The organism is Raineyella sp. LH-20 (genome assembly GCF_033110965.1).
GTDB lineage: Bacteria > Actinomycetota > Actinomycetes > Propionibacteriales > Propionibacteriaceae > Raineyella.
Genome location: NZ_CP137003.1, coordinates 2,829,825 through 2,846,363 on the forward strand (window position 1 = coordinate 2,829,825; position 16,539 = coordinate 2,846,363).

A 16,539-nucleotide genomic window follows, 5' to 3' on the forward strand; every position below is an offset into this window, starting at 1 on the left:
TAGTCCCATGAGCATGCCGTTCTACGTCGCGCCCGAGCAGCAGATGAAGGACCGCTCGGACTTCGCCCGCAAGGGCATCGCCCGCGGCCGGGCGGTGGTGGTGCTGCGCTATCGCGACGGCATCTGCTTCGTCGCCGAGAACCGTTCGCTGGCCCTGCACAAGATCTCCGAGATCTATGACCGGATCGCGTTCGCGGCGGTCGGGCGCTACAACGAGTTCGAGCAGTTGCGGATCGCCGGGATCCAGCAGGCCGACCTGCGCGGCTACGCGTACGACCGCTCCGACGTCACCGGGCGGATGCTGGCCAACGCGTACGCCCAGTTGATCGGGTCGACCTTCTCGTCGGGGGCCGAGAAGCCCTTCGAGGTGGAGCTGGTCGTCGCCGAACTGGGCGACGACCGGGCCGGCGACCAGATCTACCGGTTGACGTACGACGGCTCCATCGCCGACGAGGAGCATTTCGCGGCGATGGGCGGCGCCACCGAGACCATCGCCGAGGTGGTCCGCCGCGGGATCGACCCGCAGGCCGACCTCGCCGCCGCCGTCCGGCTGGCGGTCCGGGCGCTGGCGGCCGACACCTCGGCGCCGGCGCCGCGGGAGCTCGGACCGGACTCGCTGGAGGTCGCCGTGCTGGACCGGACCAGGCCGCGGCCGCGGAAGTTCCGCCGGCTGGGCCGGTCCGCGATCGCCGAGGTGCTGGCCGAGAAGGAGTCCCAGTGAGCGACGCCACCTCCCTCGACGTCACCGCGCTCGACCCGACGGTGGTGATCGGGGCGGGCCTGCTGGGTGCCTCGATCGGTGCTGCGCTCACCCGGGCGGGGGTGACTGTGCACCTGTCCGATGCGGTGCTGTCCCATGCCCGGGTCGCGGCGACGCTCGGTGCCGGCACCACCGCCAAGGCGGAGCCGGCGGCCGTACGCCTCGTCGTGGTGGCCACCCCGCCGCGTTCCCTGGCCGCGGTGATCGGCGAGGCGCTGGACCGCTACCCGAACGCCGCCGTCACCGACGTCGGCTCGGTCAAGGGCCGGGTGCTGCGCCAGCTCCAGGCGACCGGTCGCGACCTGTCCCGCTACCTGGGCTCGCACCCGATGGCCGGCAGTCAGCATTCCGGCCCGGTCAGTGCCAGCGCCGACCTCTTCGAGGACCGCACCTGGGCGGTCACCCCGCACCGCGAGGTGACCGAGGCGACGGCCGACCGGGTCCGGGCGCTGATCCGGCTGTGCGGCGCCCGGTACGTGGCGTTCACCCCCGACGAGCACGACCGGGCCGTCGCGCAGGTGTCGCACCTGCCGCAGCTGGTGTCGGTGCTGATGGCCGATCACCTGCTCGGCATCCCCACCTCCCACCTCGCGCTGGCCGGCCAGGGGCTGCGCGACGTCACCCGGATCGCCGGCTCCGACCCGGGCCTGTGGGAGCAGATCATCGCCGGCAACGTCGACGCGCTGCGCCCCGAGCTGGAGGAGGTGCGCGGTCACCTCGACGAGATGATCGCCGCCCTGGACGACCCGTTGCACAAGGTCCGGCCGATCCTGCAGCGTGGGGTGAACGGCACCCGCCAGATCCCCGGCAAGCACGGGGCGCCGGCGATGGAGTACGCCCGGCTGGTGATCGAGATCCCGGACACCCCCGGTGCGCTGGCGCAGCTCTTCCGCGACATCGCCGACGCCGGGATCAACATCGAGGACATCGACATCCAGCACGACCTGGTCCGCCAGGTGGGCTATCTCGAGGTGTCCGTGGAGCCCGGCCATGTCCATGAGGTGGCCGAGGCGATGAAGGCAGCGGGCTGGCGGCTCACCTAGCAGCCTCCCCGGCGTACGTCATGTGGCGTCGCCGAACCTTCGCCCGACGGCCACCTGCAGGACATGTGGGCGTCGGGAACTGTCGACCAGGAAAGTTAGGGTGATCAGCGTGGTAGTCGTGGCCATCGACGGGCCGAGCGGGTCGGGGAAGTCCTCGACCTCACGGGCCGTCGCCGAGCACTTCGGGTGGGCCTATCTCGACACCGGGGCGATGTACCGGGCGGTCGCCTGGGCGTGGCTCGACTCCGGCATCCCACTGGAGGACCCGGAGGCGATCGTTGAGATGGTCCGCGGCGCCCGGCTGCAGATCACCACCGACCCGGCCGCGCCCGGCATCGCCGTCGGCGGCACCGATGTGACCGCGGCGATCCGCGACCCGCGGGTCTCCGCCGAGGTCTCCAAGGTCTCCTCGATCCAGGGCGTCCGTGACGAGCTGATCGCCCGGCAGCGGGCGCTGATCGCGGCGGCCGAGGGCGGCATCGTGGTGGAGGGCCGCGACATCACCACCGTCGTCGCGCCCGACGCCGACCTGCGGATCCTGCTCGTCGCCGACCCGGCGGCCCGGGTCGCCCGCCGGGCCGCTGAACTCGGCGGCCGGGTCACCGGCGCCGAGGTGACCGACCAGGTGATCCGCCGCGACCGGGACGACTCCCGGGTGACCGCCTTCACCGAGGCCGCCGACGGCGTGACCGTCATCGATTCCACCGACGACGACCTGCCCACCGTGGTGGCCCGGGTCGTCGGCCTCGTCGAGCAGACGCTCGCCGAGGAGCACTGACCGAGAGGACCTGCCATGACCGTGGACACCCGGATCGTCCCGTCGGCCCCGCCGACCGTCCCGGTGTCCATGGTGGGGCTGCCGGCCGCCGACCGGCTGGCCGCGCCCCGCGGCGGGGCGCTGCGCCGGCTGGTCGTCCCCGCCCGGGCGGTGGTCCGCGCACTGTGGGACGTACGGGTGCACGGCGCCGACCTGGTGCCCGCCGAGGGGCCGGTGATCCTGGCCTCCAACCACATCGCCACCCTGGACGGACCGCTGGCGGTGCTGATGTCGCCGCGGCGACGGACGTACGCGCTGGCCAAGCGGGAGCTCTTCCGCGGCGCCGTCGGCGGGGTGCTGGAGCGTTCCGGGCAGATCCCGATCGACCGTGACGTGCCGGTGGACCGTACGGCGGTCGATCGGTGCATCCGGGTGCTGCGCGACGGCGCCGCGCTGGCGATCTTCCCCGAGGGGATGCGGGACACCGGGGAGTTCGCCTGGATCCGGTCGGGGGTGGCCTATCTGGCGATGGTGACCGGGGCGCCGGTGGTGCCGGTCGCGATGCTCGGCACCCGCCGGGTCGGTGGCAGCCCGCACGGCACGCCACCGCTGCGGTCGCGGATGGATGTCGTCTTCGGTGCGCCGCTGCCCGTCGCACAGGTCGGTTGGCCGCGACGCCAGGCCGCCGTACGCTCGACGGCGGAGGAGCTGCGGGTGGTCCTGGCGGCCCACGTCCGCCAGGCCGCCGCGCGCACCGGCATGCCGCTGCCCGGCGTCCCGCGCGACCGGATCGCCCAGCGCTGAGGCGGCGTTCGGTGGGGTGCTGCACTAGGCTGTGTCGGTGACCGAGAACCAGAAGCCCGTCGTCGCCATCGTCGGACGCCCCAACGTCGGCAAGTCGACGTTGGTGAACCGCATCATCGGCCGGCGGGAGGCCGTGGTCCAGGACGTTCCCGGGGTCACCCGCGACCGCATCTCGTACGACGCCACCTGGAACGGCCGCGACTTCGTCGTCGTCGACACCGGCGGCTGGGCCTCCGATGCGAAGGGTCTGGCGGCCCGGATCGCCGAGCAGGCCGAGCTGGCGATCAATGCCGCGGATGCGGTGGTGCTGGTGGTCGACGCGACGGTCGGCACCCTCGACGAGGACGAAGCCGTGGTGAGCGTGCTGCGCCGCTCCCGCAAGCCGGTGGTGCTGGCCGCCAACAAGGTCGACGACCAGCGCACCGAGGCCGAGGCCGCCGCGATGTGGAATCTCGGTCTGGGCCAGCCCTGGCCGGTGTCGGCGATCCATGGCCGGGGCACCGGCGACCTGCTCGACGCCATCGTCGACGTGCTGCCGGAGCGGTCCGCCGTGCCGGAGGAGGCGGAGGGCGGCCCGCGCCGGGTGGCCATCGTCGGCAAGCCGAACGTCGGCAAGTCCTCGCTGCTCAACCGGCTGGTCGGCACCCAGCGCTCGGTCGTCTCCGACATCTCCGGCACCACCGTGGATCCGGTCGACGAACTGGTCGAGGTCGGCGGCGAAGTCTATCGCTTCATCGACACCGCCGGTCTGCGCAAGCGGGTCAAGGAGGCCTCCGGCCACGAGTACTACGCCTCATTACGTACGGCCGGGGCGATCGAGCGGGCCGAGGTGTGCGTCGCGGTGATCGACGCCTCCGAGGAGGTCTCCGAACAGGACCTGCGGATCCTGTCGATGGTCGAGGACGCCGGCCGCGCCCTGGTGATCGCCTTCAACAAGTGGGATCTCACCGACGAGGAGCGCCGCCGCTACCTGGATCGCGAGATCGAGCGTGACCTGGTGCAGTTCCAGTGGGCCGACCACGTCAACATCTCGGCGCTGACCGGCCGCAACGTGGTCAAGCTGCGCACCGCGATCGACACCGCGATCGAGGGCTGGGAGACCCGGATCTCCACCGGCCGGCTGAACGCGTTCCTCGGCCGGCTGGTCGCCGCTCACCCGCACCCGCTGCGCGGCGGCAAGCAGCCGCGGATCCTCTTCGGCACCCAGGCCCAGGCCGGCCCGCCGACGTTCGTGCTGTTCACGACGGGGGAACTGGACGCGGGCTACGTACGTTTCGTGGAGCGCCGGCTGCGCGAGGACTTCGGTTTCCGCGGCACCCCGGTGCACGTCGAGGTGCGGCCGCGGGCCAAGCGGTCCTGAGGCCGGGCGCTCAGTCGTCGTCGACGCCGCGGGCGACCAGCGCCTCGCCCATCGCGTCGGCCTCGCGCAGCGCCCGGACGACCAACGGGACGGCGAAGGCCTTCCAGCTCGTCCCGACGCCCCGGGCCAGTTGGGCCTCGCGCACCTGGGCGGCCAGGTCGGCCACCAGCGGGACACACCGGATGCCGAGGGTGAGCATCAGGCCGATCCGGTGCGGATCCACCCCGAAGCGTTGCAGCGGACCGGCCACCCGGACGACCGCGTCGATCAGCGCCGACGTCGGCGTGGTGAGGGTCACCAGGGCGGCGGCGAGCACCAGCAGGACGATGGTGAAGGTCACCACCACGGCACGCTGCCAGGAGGCGGCCCAGACGTGGTAGGCCGCGGTGAAGGCCAGCAGCCACAGCATCGGCCGCAACTGGCGGACGATCACCCGCGGGCCGATGCCGGCCACGGCGTACGCCCCGACCAGGACGGCGACCAGGGCGAGCACCAGCCACCAGTAGGTGAGGAACACCGAGGAGGCGCCGATCGCCAGCAGGGCGAGGAGCTTCAGGCCTGCCGGGATCCGGTGCAGCACGCTGCTGCCGGGCCGGTAGAGGCCGAGGGTGGACTGCATCACACCGCCATCAGCTCCCGGTAGTGGGCCAGGGCGACGGCCGGGGCGTCGTCGGCGACCAGCCGGCCGTCGTCGAAGACCAGCACCCGGTCGAACGACTCCAGCAGGTGCAGGTGGTGGGTGACCAGCAGCACCGACTGCTCCAGCCCGGCCACCACCTCGCCGATGATCCGGGCGTTGCGCAGGTCGAGCAGAGTGGTCGGCTCGTCCATCACCAGGATGTCGGGTCGGGTGACGAGGACCGACGCGAGGGCGAGCAGCTGCTTCTGCCCGCCGGACAGCAGGTGGGCCGGATGGTCGGCATGGCCGGCCAGGCCGAAGCGGTCCAGCAGCTCACCGACCCGGCGGTCCACCTCCTCCTTCGGCAGCTTGCTGCGGCGCAGCCCGAAGGCGACGTCCTCGGCGACCGTCGGCATGATGATCTGGTTGTCGGGGTCGGTGAAGAGGAACCCGACGTGCTTGCGGATCTCCCGGGCCTGGGAGGCGGTGTCGCGGCCGTCGACGAGGACCTTGCCCTTGCTGGGGACGATCAGGCCGTTGACCATCCGGGCGAAGGTCGACTTGCCGGAGCCGTTGTGCCCGACGATGCCGACCCGGCGCTCGGTCAGCCGCACCGACAGATCCTTCAGGACCGTACGGGCGGTGGGGCCTTCGCCGTACGTGTGGGTGACCTGGTCCGCCTCGATCAACACCGTTCGACCACCATGGCGATGCCCTGACCGGAGCCTGCCGAGACGGCGGCCAGGCCGAAACGCCCTTGGCCCCGGCGGACGAGCTGGTCGAACAGCCGGGCCATCAGCACCGCGCCGGAGGCACCCCACGGATGGCCGAGGGCGATCGCGCCGCCCTGGCGACAGATCTGTTCGGGGTCCAGCCGCAGCGCCGAGCAGGCGACCAGCACGTTGGAGGCGAAGGCCTCATCGAACTCGATCGCGTCGAACTGCTCCAGCTTCAGCCGGGTGGCGTAGAGCACCTTCTCGATCGCGGGGACGATGCCCCAGCCGACCCGGGCGGGATCGCAACCGAAGGTGGCGCTGGCGGTGACCCGCAGGCCCGGCCTGCGGAGCCGGCGCTGGCTGCCGCCGTCGATCATCAGCACCGCGGCGGCGCCGTCGTCGATCACCGACGGGTCGGCGTCCTCCCAGCTGAGGTCGTCGGTGCTCACCCCGCCGACCGGGACGATCTCCTGGTCGAACAGGCCCTTGTCGGCGGAGGCGGCGGCCCGGGTGCGGGAGCGTTCGGCGTACGTCCGGCGCTGCTCGCGGGTGATCCGGAACTCCTCGGCGAGGGCGTGGGCGGCGTCGGCCATCGCCGGGTCGACCGGGGCGTCCGCCTGCGAACCGGACTCCACCCCGCCGGCGATCATGTAGCCGGGCGTGTTGACGGAGACGAGCTTGTCGGCGGCGTAGTCGATGGCGGACAGCCCGGAGGCCCGGCCGCGCTCCACCGACATCGCCGGCACCTCGACGGGCACCCCGGCCAGCTGCAGCGCGTCGCGGCCGAGGCCGACCCGGCCGAAGGCGTGCCCGATCACGACGTCACGCAGCAGCTCGGGCTGCGGGCAGGCCTGGTAGAGGCGCTCCAGCAGGGGAGCGAGCAACTCGGCGGAGGTGAACGGCGCCAGTGGGCCGCCGTTGTGGGCCTGCGGTGTCCGGACGGCGTCGATGATGACCGCGTTGTTGATCACTTCATCCTCCAGGGCATGACGACGGGGACGGGGAAGGCCCGATGCCTGCACCCTACCGCCCGCTCCGGTGTCGCCATCCGGTGCCGTCACTCAGGCCTGGACGCCCTGGGTGGCGTCGTCGGCGCCGGGGCGAGTGCCGCGCCAGGGCAGCAGGCCGGGGTAGGCCGCGTGGACGCCCTTGGCGATCAGGGTGGCGGCGACCACCTTGATCGCGTCGCCGATCAGGTAGGGCACGTTCGCGGCGATCGCGGCCACCAGGGACAGGTGGGCGACGGCCATCATGCCGGTGAGGCCGAAGGCGTACATCAGCACCATGCCGCCCAGCACGTTGATCAGCAGTCCCCAGCCGATCGAGTACGGGGCGCCCTTGCGGTAGGTCGCCCAGCCGATCGCTCCGGCGCAGACGACGTAGCCGACCAGGAAGCCGACGGTCGGGCTGGCGAACACGCCGATGCCGCCGCGGCCGCCGGCGAGCAGCGGCAGGCCGATGGCGACCAGGGCGATGAAGAGCAGCTGGGAGAGCAGGGCGCGGCGGCCGCCGAGGATGGCGCCGGCCAGGATGATGCCGAACGACTGGGCGGTGATCGGGGCGGGGGAGAAGGGCGTGTAGAACGCCGGGATGAGACCGAGGGCGGCAGTCACGCCGGCGAAGACGGCGATCAGCGCGAGGTCACGGGCGGGGGTGCGGGGATGAGCCACGTCGAGTCCTTGGGTCGGGGGGGCGGACACCGTGAGTGTAAGGTTCCCGGCCGCGCGACTTGTACACCGTTCAGGTGGTGAACAGTGTTCAGGTGGTGCTCATGTCGCCGCTCACCATCCCGGCCCGGTCGAACGCCTGGGCGGCCAGCCAGCGACCCAGCGCGATCTGTTCCTCGGCGCGATGGAAGTCCAGGGTGCCGAGCGAGTCGCGGGGGACCGTGACCAGGACGTCGGGCGGGAACGAGGCCAGCTGGTAGCGCTGGACGATCGTCTGCATCGTCTCCAACGACATCGTCATCACGTCGGTCGTCCGCAGTCCCGGTGGCATCTCGCCGAACAGGTCCTCCACCGACGGCGCGGAGTCGGCCAGATGGTTGCGTCCGCGGCCGGCCATCAGGGAGGCGAGCGTACGCAGCGGCTCGGCCTCCATCAGATGGCCCATCGTCTGGCGCAGTCGGCCGGTCCACTCCTCCTCGGGCTGCTCGTCGGCCGAGGTCTGGACCGGCAGCGCGGCGCCGCGGTGCGGCTCGTACCCGTCGAGGCTGACGGCGAGGGTGATGTCGGCGGGGGCGGAGGCCAGCACGCTGACCGGCACCTGGTTGAGCACCCCGCCGTCGACGAGCAGGCGCCCGTTGAGGACGACCGGTGGGAAGACCCCGGGGATGGCGATGGAGGCACGTACGGCCGGGTTGATCGGCCCCTCCTGGAACCAGACCTCGCGACGGGTCCACAGGTCGGCGGCCACCGCGGTGAACGGGATCGGCAGGTCCTCGATCCGGGGCACCTCGATGATCTCGGCGACCCGCTGGAGCACCCGGTCGATCTTGATGGTGCTCGGGCCGCGAAGGTTCGGATCCAGCAGCCGCAGGACCTCGCGTTGCGTACGCAGCTCGAGCACCCAGTCGGTGAAGGTGTCGAGGTGGCCCGAGGAATAGAGCGCGCCGACGATGGCGCCCATCGACGTGCCGGCGATCCGGGTGACCCGGTAGCCGCGGTCCTGGAGCTCGGCGAGCACCCCGATGTGCGCATAGCCGCGGGCGCCCCCGCCGCCGAGGGCGATGGCCACGTTGGTGCCGGACGTGTTCCCTGTCGCCGGGTTTTGGATCCCTGTTGCCACGGATCGATCCTAGGCGACCCGGTGTCTCCGATTGGCGTGATCAGGGCCGAGGTAGTAGGGTTGCCACTCGTGACCGCGGCGGAAACCGGGGTTCCACGGGCTGTAGCGCAGCTTGGTAGCGCACCTGACTGGGGGTCAGGGGGTCGCAGGTTCAAATCCTGTCAGCCCGACATTGTGATGTGTCACGACATCGCGGACGCCTGAACCTACGGAATGTAGGTTCAGGCGTTCTTCGTTTTCTGCGTGGTGCTGGTGGTCTGGCCGGTGGGTTGGTAGTCGCGGGTGGGGTCGATGGTGAGCTCGCGCAGGATTTCGCCGGTGGTGGCATTGATGATGGTGACGTCGAGGTCGTGGACGAGGAGTTTGACGCAGGTTCCGGCGTGGGTTCGTCCGATGCCGATGTGGCGTAGCTGGCCGGCGATGCGCAGGGTGACTGCGCCGGTCTTGTCGATCTTGTCGGTGCGGATCCGGTCATGGCTGTCGCGGGTGCGTGCGTCGGGGGTCGGGGAGGCTTTCGGTCGGGCTTGGTAGGCCGCGGCTGGTGTGATCTGTCCGGGCAGGGAACGGTGGGGCCGGTGGTGGTTGTAGGTGTCGGTGAAGGCGTCGATCAGGGCCTGTAGCTGGCCGATGGTGGCGGGTTGGTGGGGTTGGGCGGTCAGCCATTTCTTCAGGGTCTGTTGGAATCGTTCGACCTTGCCCTGGGTCTGCGGGTGGCCGGGTTGGCCGTTCTTCTGGGTGATGCCCAGGATGGCGAGTTCGTGTTCGAGGTGGTTGCGCCCACCGCTGCGTCCGTGACCGGCCAGCCGGACGGTGTAGACCATGCCGTTGTCGGTCAGGGTCGAGGCGGGGTAGCCGTGGCGGGCGGCAGCGGAGCGGAAAGTGTCGACCACGATCGTGGCGGTGATGCGCCGGTGGGCGCTGCAGTGGAGCAGATAGCGGGAGTGGTCGTCGAGCCAGGTGATGATCTCGACCCCGGTGCCGGGTGATCCGTCGGGGCGGGTGAGGCGGTAGTGGGTGAAATCGGACTGCCAGCACTCGTTCGGTTGGTCGGCCTGGAAACGGATGTAGGACGATCGTGGTCGCTTGTTCGGCTGGGGCTCGATGGCGTCGTTGCGGCGCAGGATCCGGTGGATCGTCGCGGTGGAGACGGTCGTGTCGTGGTGGTGGGCCAGGTGCCAGGCGATCGTCTCGGCGCCGGCATCGTGTCCGGCCCGGGTCAGTTCCCGGCGCAGGCGCAGGATCAGTTCGACGGTGGCTGCCGGTGTCGCGGTCGGGGTGGTGTGGGGTCGTCGGGAGTGTGGGGTGAACGCTGCCTCGCCCTCAGTGCGGTAGCGGGCGAGGAGTTCGTAGACCCAGGAACGCGACACGTCGTAGTCCGCGCAGACCTCGGGGACCGGACGGTGAGCGAGGACGACAGCGGTAATGACCAGACGCGCTTTCGACATAACCACCACACACCACAGGCGTCCGCGATGTCGTGACAGATGTGTCCGGAATCTCCTGACTGAACCGCCCCGGCATGTCCGGAGACTCGCTGGTTTGACTCCTCAGCTTGCTGCTGAGGGTTGTTGTTGAGCGTAGTGGGCCTGCTCGAGAACGACCGGTGGCATGTCTCCGCAGTACTCGTTGAGGCGGCGGTGGTTGTACCAGTCGACCCACTTTGCGGTGGCGATCTCGACGGCGTTCACGTCCCTCCAGGGTCCCTGCCGGCGAATGACCTCGGTCTTGTACATCCCGTTGATGCTCTCGGCCAGGGCGTTGTCGTAGCTCGATCCGACGGCGCCGGCTGAGGGGGTGATGCCGGCGTCGGCGAGGCGTTGGCTGTGGGCCAGGGAGAGGTATTGGCTGCCGTGGTCGTGGTGGGCGACCAGGGCGGTGAAGTCGGCACGGTCCTCCCGCTCACGCACCCAGATGGCCTGCTCGACCGCGTCGAGGACGAGGTCGGCGGTCATCGTGGTAGCGGCCCGCCAGCCGATAATCCGGCGGGCGTAGGCGTCGACGACGAACGCCACGTAGGTCCAGCCGGCCCAGGTCGACACGTAGGTGAAGTCGGCGACCCACAACCGGTTCGGCGCGAGCGGCTCGAAGTTGCGATTCACCAGGTCGGCCGGCTTGGGCCCGATCCCGGCGATCGTTGTCCGTTTCACCTTGCCGCGGACCACCCCGGCCAGCCCCGCCTGGCGCATCAGCCGCTCGATGGTGCAGCGGGCGACGGGTATGCCTTCCCGGTTCAGCGCCAGCCACACCTTGCGGGGTCCGTACACCCCGAAGTTGTCGGCATGGATCCGCCGGATATGTGCCAGCAGCACCTCGTCGCGCTGCTCGCGCTTGGAGGGCAGCCGGTCGCGCCACTCGTAGTAGGTCGACGGGGCGATCTTCACACCATGCTCGGACAACACGGCACAGATCGGCTCTACCCCCCATCGCAACCCACCGGTGGCGGGCTGGTGGTCGGCGTGCTCGCGGATGAAGTCCACGATCACTGCCCGGGCCGGTCGAGCTCGGCCGCGAAGAAAGCCGACGCCGCCTTCAGGATCGCGTTCGCCCGCCGCAACTCGGCGTTCTCCCGCTTCAACCGCTTGACCTCGGCCGACTCCTCCGACGTGACCCCCGGCCGGGCGCCCTGGTCGACCTCGGCCTGCCGCACCCACTTACGCACCGTCTCGGCCGTGGAGATCCCCAGCAGCTCCGCGACCCGGGCCATCGCACCCCAATCGGTGTCCTGATCCGGCCTGATCTCGGCATACATCCTCACCGCCCTGGCCTTCAGCTCAGCCGGATACCTCTTCGACGTGTTCCCTGCCATGACTCCAACCTTCCCAAGGTTCGGAGTCTCCGGACATGCCGGGGCGGTTCAGTGTTGTGCGGAGTTCTGTGGGGGTCGATGTCAGAGGCGTGGTGTCTGCTGTCTCTCGAACGGAAGCATGGTTGCGATTCGATCAGACGTTCGCTACAGTTTTCGTACGTAGGTTCGACTCAGGGAGATGGCGATGACTGCTGTGGTGCGAGAGGCCCGGGTGGGGGTCGGCGTGAACACTGCCGGGCCGACTGTGGCTGGTGGGACGTCCTGTGCGGCTGGGACCCGTGGGGTCGAGGTGGATGGGGGTCGGATCCGTGTGGGGCAGGCACCCGCGGGGTGGTCCTCGGGTGCACGGCGGTGTCTGCTGGTCGATGACCTGTCGTCAGGGCATGTGGCGGCCGGTGTGGGACGGGTGACCTGGGTGGGGTCCGGAGTTGTGGCCGATGGCCGTCGCGCCTCGGTGGGCCGCGGCCGCTCCGGCGTGTCGGACGACGGCTTCGACGGTGTGCGGGTCGGTGTGACCGGCGTCTACCTGTCGAGGCTGGGGGCGCGATGCGAGGTGGTCTTCGATGCCGTGTCATCCGTCGCCCTGCTGGTGTTGATGGCGATCTCTGCGGTGGTGGTTGCAGTGGTTGTGGTCGGGGTGATGGCGGGCTACATCGTCTGACGATCTGCCGGTCCGGTCGGGCGGTGCGCCGGGGGTCATGTGGGCGAGGTGTGGCTGCTGGTTGAGGGAACTGTCGGCTCGACCGCTGGTACTGGTTGACCGCCTGGTGGCGCCGTTCTGGCGAAACGCCGAGCCGTGTGGTGAAGATGCGTTCGTCACGGGTGCAGGCGTTGCGACGCGGCTGTGTTGGCGGGTTGATCTATGGGGTTGCGAGTTCTATGATCACAATATCTAGTAGTTACAGATGTGTGGTTCACCCACAGATTGTGGTTGTTATCCACCTGTTGTCCACACGTGATCAACAGGACCCACTCCCGGCTTCGTGTCTGGGGGGAGCCTGACCGGCGGATCAGCCACCAGGGCTGACCGGAGAAGGGGGAGACGTGAACTGTCCGTTCTGTCACCACAGTGACACGCGTGTTCTCGACTCCCGTGCTGCCGAGGACGGCCAGAGTATCCGTCGTCGTCGCCAGTGTCCGGAGTGTGGTCGCCGGTTCAGCACCGTTGAGCAGATGCAGCTGTCGGTGAGCAAGCGGTCGGGGGTCGTCGAGCCGTTCGATCGCAGCAAGGTCGTCCAGGGTGTCCGCAAGGCCTGCAAGGGTCGACCGGTCACCGAGGATCAGCTCGCTCGACTCGGCCAGGAGGTCGAGGACGCGATCCGTGCCAGCGGTCAGACGATCGTCCCGTCGCACGCCGTCGGAGTGGCCATCCTCGGTCCGCTCCGGGAGCTCGACGAGGTCGCCTACCTGCGGTTCGCCAGTGTCTACCGCCAGTTCCAGTCCGTCGAGGATTTTGAGGCCGAGATCGCCGCCCTGCGGGCGGGGTCGAGCTCGGTCGTCGTCAGCACGTCGTAACCTCCATCCATCAGAAGAGGGGTCACCCATGTCCGAAACCACCCGTCCGTCGACCAGTCGGTCGCGGTCGGCCCGTCCCAAGTCCGGCAAGGGGACGGGCCTGACGATCGCGCGGGTCTTCAGCTCCGAAGGTGTCCACCCGTACGACGAGGTCACCTGGGAGAAGCGTGACATCGTCCAGACGAACTGGAAGACCGGCGAGAACGTCTTCGAACAGCGCGGCGTCGAGTTCCCCGATTCCTGGAGCATCAACGCCTCCACCATCGTCACCACGAAGTACTTCCGCGGTGCCGTCGGAACCGATGCCCGCGAGGCCAGCCTGAAGACCCTGATCGACCGGGTGGTGAACAAGTACCGCACCACCGGCGAGCAGGAGGGCTACTTTGCCACGCCGGAGGATGCCGGCGTCTTCGCCGACGAGCTGACGTGGATGCTGCTGCACCAGTACTTCAGCTTCAACTCGCCGGTGTGGTTCAACGTCGGCACCACCGCCCCCCAGCAGATCAGCGCCTGCTTCATCCTGTCGGTCGACGACTCGATGGACTCGATCCTCAACTGGTATGCCGAAGAGGGCCGCATCTTCAAGGGCGGCTCCGGCGCTGGGGTGAACCTCTCCCGGATCCGCTCGTCGAAGGAGCTGCTGAGCTCCGGTGGCACCGCCTCCGGCCCGGTGTCGTTCATGCGTGGCGCGGACGCCTCCGCGGGCACCATCAAGTCCGGCGGTGCCACCCGTCGGGCTGCGAAGATGGTCGTCCTCGACGTGGACCACCCCGATATCGAGGAATTCGTCGAGACGAAGGCGCGCGAGGAGGACAAGATCCGCGCCCTGCGGGACGCCGGGTTCGACATGGACCTGGACGGCAAGGACATCGTTTCGGTCCAGTACCAGAACGCGAACAACTCGGTGCGGGTCTCCGACGAGTTCATGCGGGCAGTCGAGGACGGCGACGAGTTCGGTCTGCGGGGTCGGCTCAGTGGCGACGTGATCGAGACCGTCGACGCCCGCGGCCTGTTCGGCAAGATCGCCCAGGCGGCGTGGGAGTGTGCCGATCCCGGGTTGCAGTACGACGACACCATCAACGACTGGCACACCAACCCCGAGACCGGCCGGATCACCGCGTCCAACCCCTGCTCGGAGTACATGAGCCTGGACAACTCGTCGTGCAACCTGGCGAGCCTCAACCTGCTCAAGTTCCTGACCGACGACGACACCTTCGACGTCGCGCGGTTCGTCAAGGCGGTCGAGCTGATCATCACCGCGATGGACATCTCGGTGACGTTCGGCGACTTCCCGACCGAAGCGATCGCCGAGACCACTCGCAACTACCGTCAGCTCGGCATCGGGTACGCCAATCTCGGTGCGCTGCTGATGGCGACCGGCCACGGCTACGACTCCGACGGTGGCCGGGCGCTCGCCGCCGCGATCACCTCCCTGATGACCGCCACCGCCTACCGCCGCTCGGCCGAACTGGCCGCCGTCGAAGGCGCGTACAACGGGTACGCCCGCAACGCCGACGCCCACCAGCGGGTGATGCGCAAGCACCAGGCCGCGAACGACGAGCTGCGTACGGTCAACGCGATGGATGCGGCGGTGCACCAGGTCGCCACCCAGGAGTGGGAGCAGGTCGTCTCGCTGGGAGCCCAGAACGGCTTCCGCAACGCCCAGGCCTCGCTGCTCGCACCCACCGGCACCATCGGCTTCATGATGGACTGCGACACGACCGGCATCGAGCCTGACTTCTCGCTGGTCAAGTTCAAGAAGCTGGTTGGCGGCGGCTCGATGCAGATCGTCAACCACACCGTCCCGAAGGCCCTTGCGAAGCTCGGCTACGCCGAGGAGACGATCGAGGCGATCGTTTCCTACATCTCCGAGCACGGTCACGTCGTCGACGCCCCCGGGCTCAAGCCGGAGCACTACGAGGTCTTCGACTGCGCGATGGGGCAGCGGGCGATCCGGCCGATGGGTCACGTCCGGATGATGGCCGCGGTGCAGCCGTTCCTGTCCGGCGCCATCTCCAAGACCGTGAACCTGCCGGAATCGGCGACGGTCGAAGACATCGCCGACGTCTACCTGCAGGGCTGGAAGCTCGGTCTGAAGGCCCTGGCCGTGTACCGCGACAACTGCAAGGTCGGACAGCCGCTGTCCACCGGTGCGAAGGCGGACAAGGCCGACGAGGTCGCCGAGCCTGAGGTGCAGATCGAGTACCGCCCGATCCGCAAGCGGCTGCCGAAGAAGCGCCCGAGCTTCACCACCTCGTTCACCGTCGCCGGCGCCGAGGGCTACATGACCACCGGTTCCTACCCGGACGACGGCCTGGGTGAGATCTTCCTGAAGCTGGGCAAGCAGGGGTCGACCCTGTCCGGCGTGATGGACGCCTTCTCGATCGCGGTCTCGATCGGCCTCCAGTACGGTGTGCCGCTGACCACTTTCGTGCAGAAGTTCACCAACCTGAAGTTCGAGCCGGCCGGCATGACCGACGACTCCGACATCCGGATGGCTCAGTCGATCATGGACTACATCTTCCGCCGCCTGGCGCTGGACTACCTGTCCTTCGACGAACGAGCCGAGCTCGGCATCTACACCGCTGCAGAACGGGCCCGCTACCTGGACACCGGCAGCTACCAGGACGATGCCGACGCCGATATGGCGGACCTGCCGGCCAGCCGGCCGACGAACCGCCCCTCCTCGATGCCGACCCTGCTGGTGGCTCCGCTCACCTTGGGCTCAGCCGGCTCGTCGGCCGGCACCGGTGCCGCCGCTCCGGTGGCACCCGCGCCGGCTGCCCGCCAGAAGGCATCGGAGGCGGCCCCCGAGGCTGTGTCGGGCGGTGACCGGTCCCCGCACGACGCGCACACCAGTGCCGAACTGATGGAGGAGCTCACCGGCACCTCGGTCGATGCTCCGCTCTGCCTGACCTGTGGCACCAAGATGCGCCCCAGTGGCTCCTGCTACGTCTGCGAGGGCTGCGGCTCGACCAGCGGCTGCAGCTGAGTAACGGTTGCACGCGGTGCGCCGATGAGGCCCCACTCCGGATCTCCGGAGTGGGGCCTCGCCGCTTCTGGGGAACGCTCGGCCAACCGCCGCGGAGGCGCTACGATGATGCAGAATCAACATACCCCTAGGGGTATCTAACGGAAAGCGCGCCATGATCAAGAACATCGGCAACACCGACCGTCTCGTCCGCTTCACGCTGGGCCCGATCCTGATCGTCGTGGCCTTCGTCCTCGGCATCACCTCCGTCTTCGGCATCGTGGCCGCCGTCCTCGGCGTCCTGCTTGTCGCGACCGCCGCCGTGCGGACCTGCCCCGCGTACCTGCCCTTCGGGATCCGCACCACCCCCAGGAGCTGACCCCAGGACCGACTCGTGCAGG

Annotated in this window: 16 protein-coding genes and 1 tRNA gene; 10 read left to right on the plus strand and 7 right to left on the minus strand. The window is 69.6% G+C overall.

Annotated features, from left to right (window positions below; translation table 11 throughout):
- The first annotated feature begins 7 nt into the window (after nucleotides 1-7).
- The 5 genes from prcA (at nucleotide 8) to der (ending at nucleotide 4,724) form a co-directional block, all read left to right on the plus strand.
- Nucleotides 8-721, plus strand: a complete 714-nt coding sequence (gene prcA / locus R0146_RS12425) for a proteasome subunit alpha (RefSeq protein WP_317690145.1) — start codon at nucleotides 8-10, stop codon at nucleotides 719-721.
- Nucleotides 718-1,803, plus strand: coding sequence for a prephenate dehydrogenase (locus R0146_RS12430; RefSeq protein WP_317690146.1), 1,086 nt, complete (start codon nucleotides 718-720; stop codon nucleotides 1,801-1,803). Before prcA ends, R0146_RS12430 begins: the two co-directional genes overlap by 4 nt.
- A 100-nt stretch (nucleotides 1,804-1,903) precedes the next feature.
- Complete coding sequence (gene cmk, locus R0146_RS12435; protein ID WP_317690147.1) at nucleotides 1,904-2,581, plus strand: (d)CMP kinase; 678 nt, start codon at nucleotides 1,904-1,906, stop codon at nucleotides 2,579-2,581.
- Between the two features lie 15 nt (nucleotides 2,582-2,596).
- Nucleotides 2,597-3,364 carry a lysophospholipid acyltransferase family protein gene (locus R0146_RS12440; RefSeq protein WP_317690148.1) on the plus strand — a complete coding sequence of 256 codons (768 nt, stop codon included), beginning with the start codon at nucleotides 2,597-2,599 and terminating at the stop codon, nucleotides 3,362-3,364.
- Between the two features lie 37 nt (nucleotides 3,365-3,401).
- Complete coding sequence (gene der, locus R0146_RS12445) at nucleotides 3,402-4,724, plus strand: ribosome biogenesis GTPase Der (protein ID WP_317690149.1); 1,323 nt, start codon at nucleotides 3,402-3,404, stop codon at nucleotides 4,722-4,724.
- 10 nt (nucleotides 4,725-4,734) lie between these two features.
- Here der and R0146_RS12450 read toward each other — a convergent pair whose 3' ends face one another.
- From R0146_RS12450 to R0146_RS12470, 5 genes are all read right to left on the minus strand, one after another.
- A complete protein-coding gene (locus tag R0146_RS12450) occupies nucleotides 4,735-5,343 on the minus strand; it encodes an energy-coupling factor transporter transmembrane component T family protein (RefSeq protein WP_317690150.1) in 609 nt (202 codons plus the stop codon).
- Entirely contained in the window at nucleotides 5,343-6,035 is a 693-nt protein-coding gene (locus tag R0146_RS12455; protein ID WP_317690152.1) for an energy-coupling factor ABC transporter ATP-binding protein, read from the minus strand. Before R0146_RS12455 ends, R0146_RS12450 begins: the two co-directional genes overlap by 1 nt.
- Nucleotides 6,029-7,030: a thiolase family protein gene (locus R0146_RS12460; RefSeq protein ID WP_317690153.1), complete on the minus strand. Its 1,002-nt coding sequence runs from the start codon at nucleotides 7,028-7,030 to the stop codon at nucleotides 6,029-6,031. Before R0146_RS12460 ends, R0146_RS12455 begins: the two co-directional genes overlap by 7 nt.
- Before the next feature lie 90 nt (nucleotides 7,031-7,120).
- Nucleotides 7,121-7,759, minus strand: coding sequence for a biotin transporter BioY (locus R0146_RS12465; protein ID WP_317690154.1), 639 nt, complete (start codon nucleotides 7,757-7,759; stop codon nucleotides 7,121-7,123).
- 58 nt (nucleotides 7,760-7,817) lie between these two features.
- Nucleotides 7,818-8,846 carry a patatin-like phospholipase family protein gene (locus R0146_RS12470; RefSeq protein WP_317690156.1) on the minus strand — a complete coding sequence of 343 codons (1,029 nt, stop codon included), beginning with the start codon at nucleotides 8,844-8,846 and terminating at the stop codon, nucleotides 7,818-7,820.
- Nucleotides 8,847-8,942: 96 nt separating this feature from the next.
- Between R0146_RS12470 and R0146_RS12475 the strand changes: the two genes are divergently transcribed.
- A tRNA-Pro gene (locus R0146_RS12475) sits at nucleotides 8,943-9,016 on the plus strand.
- A gap of 51 nt (nucleotides 9,017-9,067) precedes the next feature.
- Here the strand turns inward: R0146_RS12475 and R0146_RS12480 are convergent.
- Together R0146_RS12480 and R0146_RS12485 are read right to left on the minus strand one after the other, a co-directional pair.
- Nucleotides 9,068-10,291 carry an IS481 family transposase gene (locus R0146_RS12480; RefSeq protein WP_317690158.1) on the minus strand — a complete coding sequence of 408 codons (1,224 nt, stop codon included), beginning with the start codon at nucleotides 10,289-10,291 and terminating at the stop codon, nucleotides 9,068-9,070.
- A gap of 102 nt (nucleotides 10,292-10,393) precedes the next feature.
- Nucleotides 10,394-11,652, minus strand: a protein-coding gene (locus tag R0146_RS12485; RefSeq protein WP_317690159.1) for an IS3 family transposase whose coding sequence is annotated in 2 segments (ribosomal slippage) — nucleotides 10,394-11,364 and nucleotides 11,364-11,652 — 1,260 coding nt in all. Because the reading frame shifts where the segments join, the coding sequence is not laid out codon by codon here.
- A gap of 415 nt (nucleotides 11,653-12,067) precedes the next feature.
- Between R0146_RS12485 and R0146_RS12490 the strand changes: the two genes are divergently transcribed.
- The 4 genes from R0146_RS12490 (at nucleotide 12,068) to R0146_RS12505 (ending at nucleotide 16,517) form a co-directional block, all read left to right on the plus strand.
- Nucleotides 12,068-12,313: a hypothetical protein gene (locus R0146_RS12490; protein WP_317690160.1), complete on the plus strand. Its 246-nt coding sequence runs from the start codon at nucleotides 12,068-12,070 to the stop codon at nucleotides 12,311-12,313.
- Between the two features lie 383 nt (nucleotides 12,314-12,696).
- Entirely contained in the window at nucleotides 12,697-13,167 is a 471-nt protein-coding gene (gene nrdR, locus R0146_RS12495; protein WP_317690161.1) for a transcriptional regulator NrdR, read from the plus strand.
- Nucleotides 13,168-13,195: 28 nt separating this feature from the next.
- Nucleotides 13,196-16,159: a vitamin B12-dependent ribonucleotide reductase gene (locus R0146_RS12500; protein ID WP_317690162.1), complete on the plus strand. Its 2,964-nt coding sequence runs from the start codon at nucleotides 13,196-13,198 to the stop codon at nucleotides 16,157-16,159.
- Nucleotides 16,160-16,313: 154 nt separating this feature from the next.
- Nucleotides 16,314-16,517, plus strand: a complete 204-nt coding sequence (locus tag R0146_RS12505) for a YgaP family membrane protein (protein WP_317690163.1) — start codon at nucleotides 16,314-16,316, stop codon at nucleotides 16,515-16,517.
- The last annotated feature ends 22 nt before the right edge of the window (nucleotides 16,518-16,539 follow it).

Bases quoted from the DNA above. Each gene is read 5' to 3' on its own strand.
- prcA (WP_317690145.1), top strand. From the start codon at position 8: ATGAGCATGCCGTTCTACGTCGCGCCCGAGCAGCAGATGAAGGACCGC.
- R0146_RS12440 (WP_317690148.1), top strand. From the start codon at position 2,597: ATGACCGTGGACACCCGGATCGTCCCGTCGGCCCCGCCGACCGTCCCG.
- R0146_RS12450 (WP_317690150.1), bottom strand. From the start codon at position 5,343: ATGCAGTCCACCCTCGGCCTCTACCGGCCCGGCAGCAGCGTGCTGCAC.
- R0146_RS12480 (WP_317690158.1), bottom strand. From the start codon at position 10,291: ATGTCGAAAGCGCGTCTGGTCATTACCGCTGTCGTCCTCGCTCACCGT.
- R0146_RS12500 (WP_317690162.1), top strand. From the start codon at position 13,196: ATGTCCGAAACCACCCGTCCGTCGACCAGTCGGTCGCGGTCGGCCCGT.
- R0146_RS12505 (WP_317690163.1), top strand. From the start codon at position 16,314: ATGATCAAGAACATCGGCAACACCGACCGTCTCGTCCGCTTCACGCTG.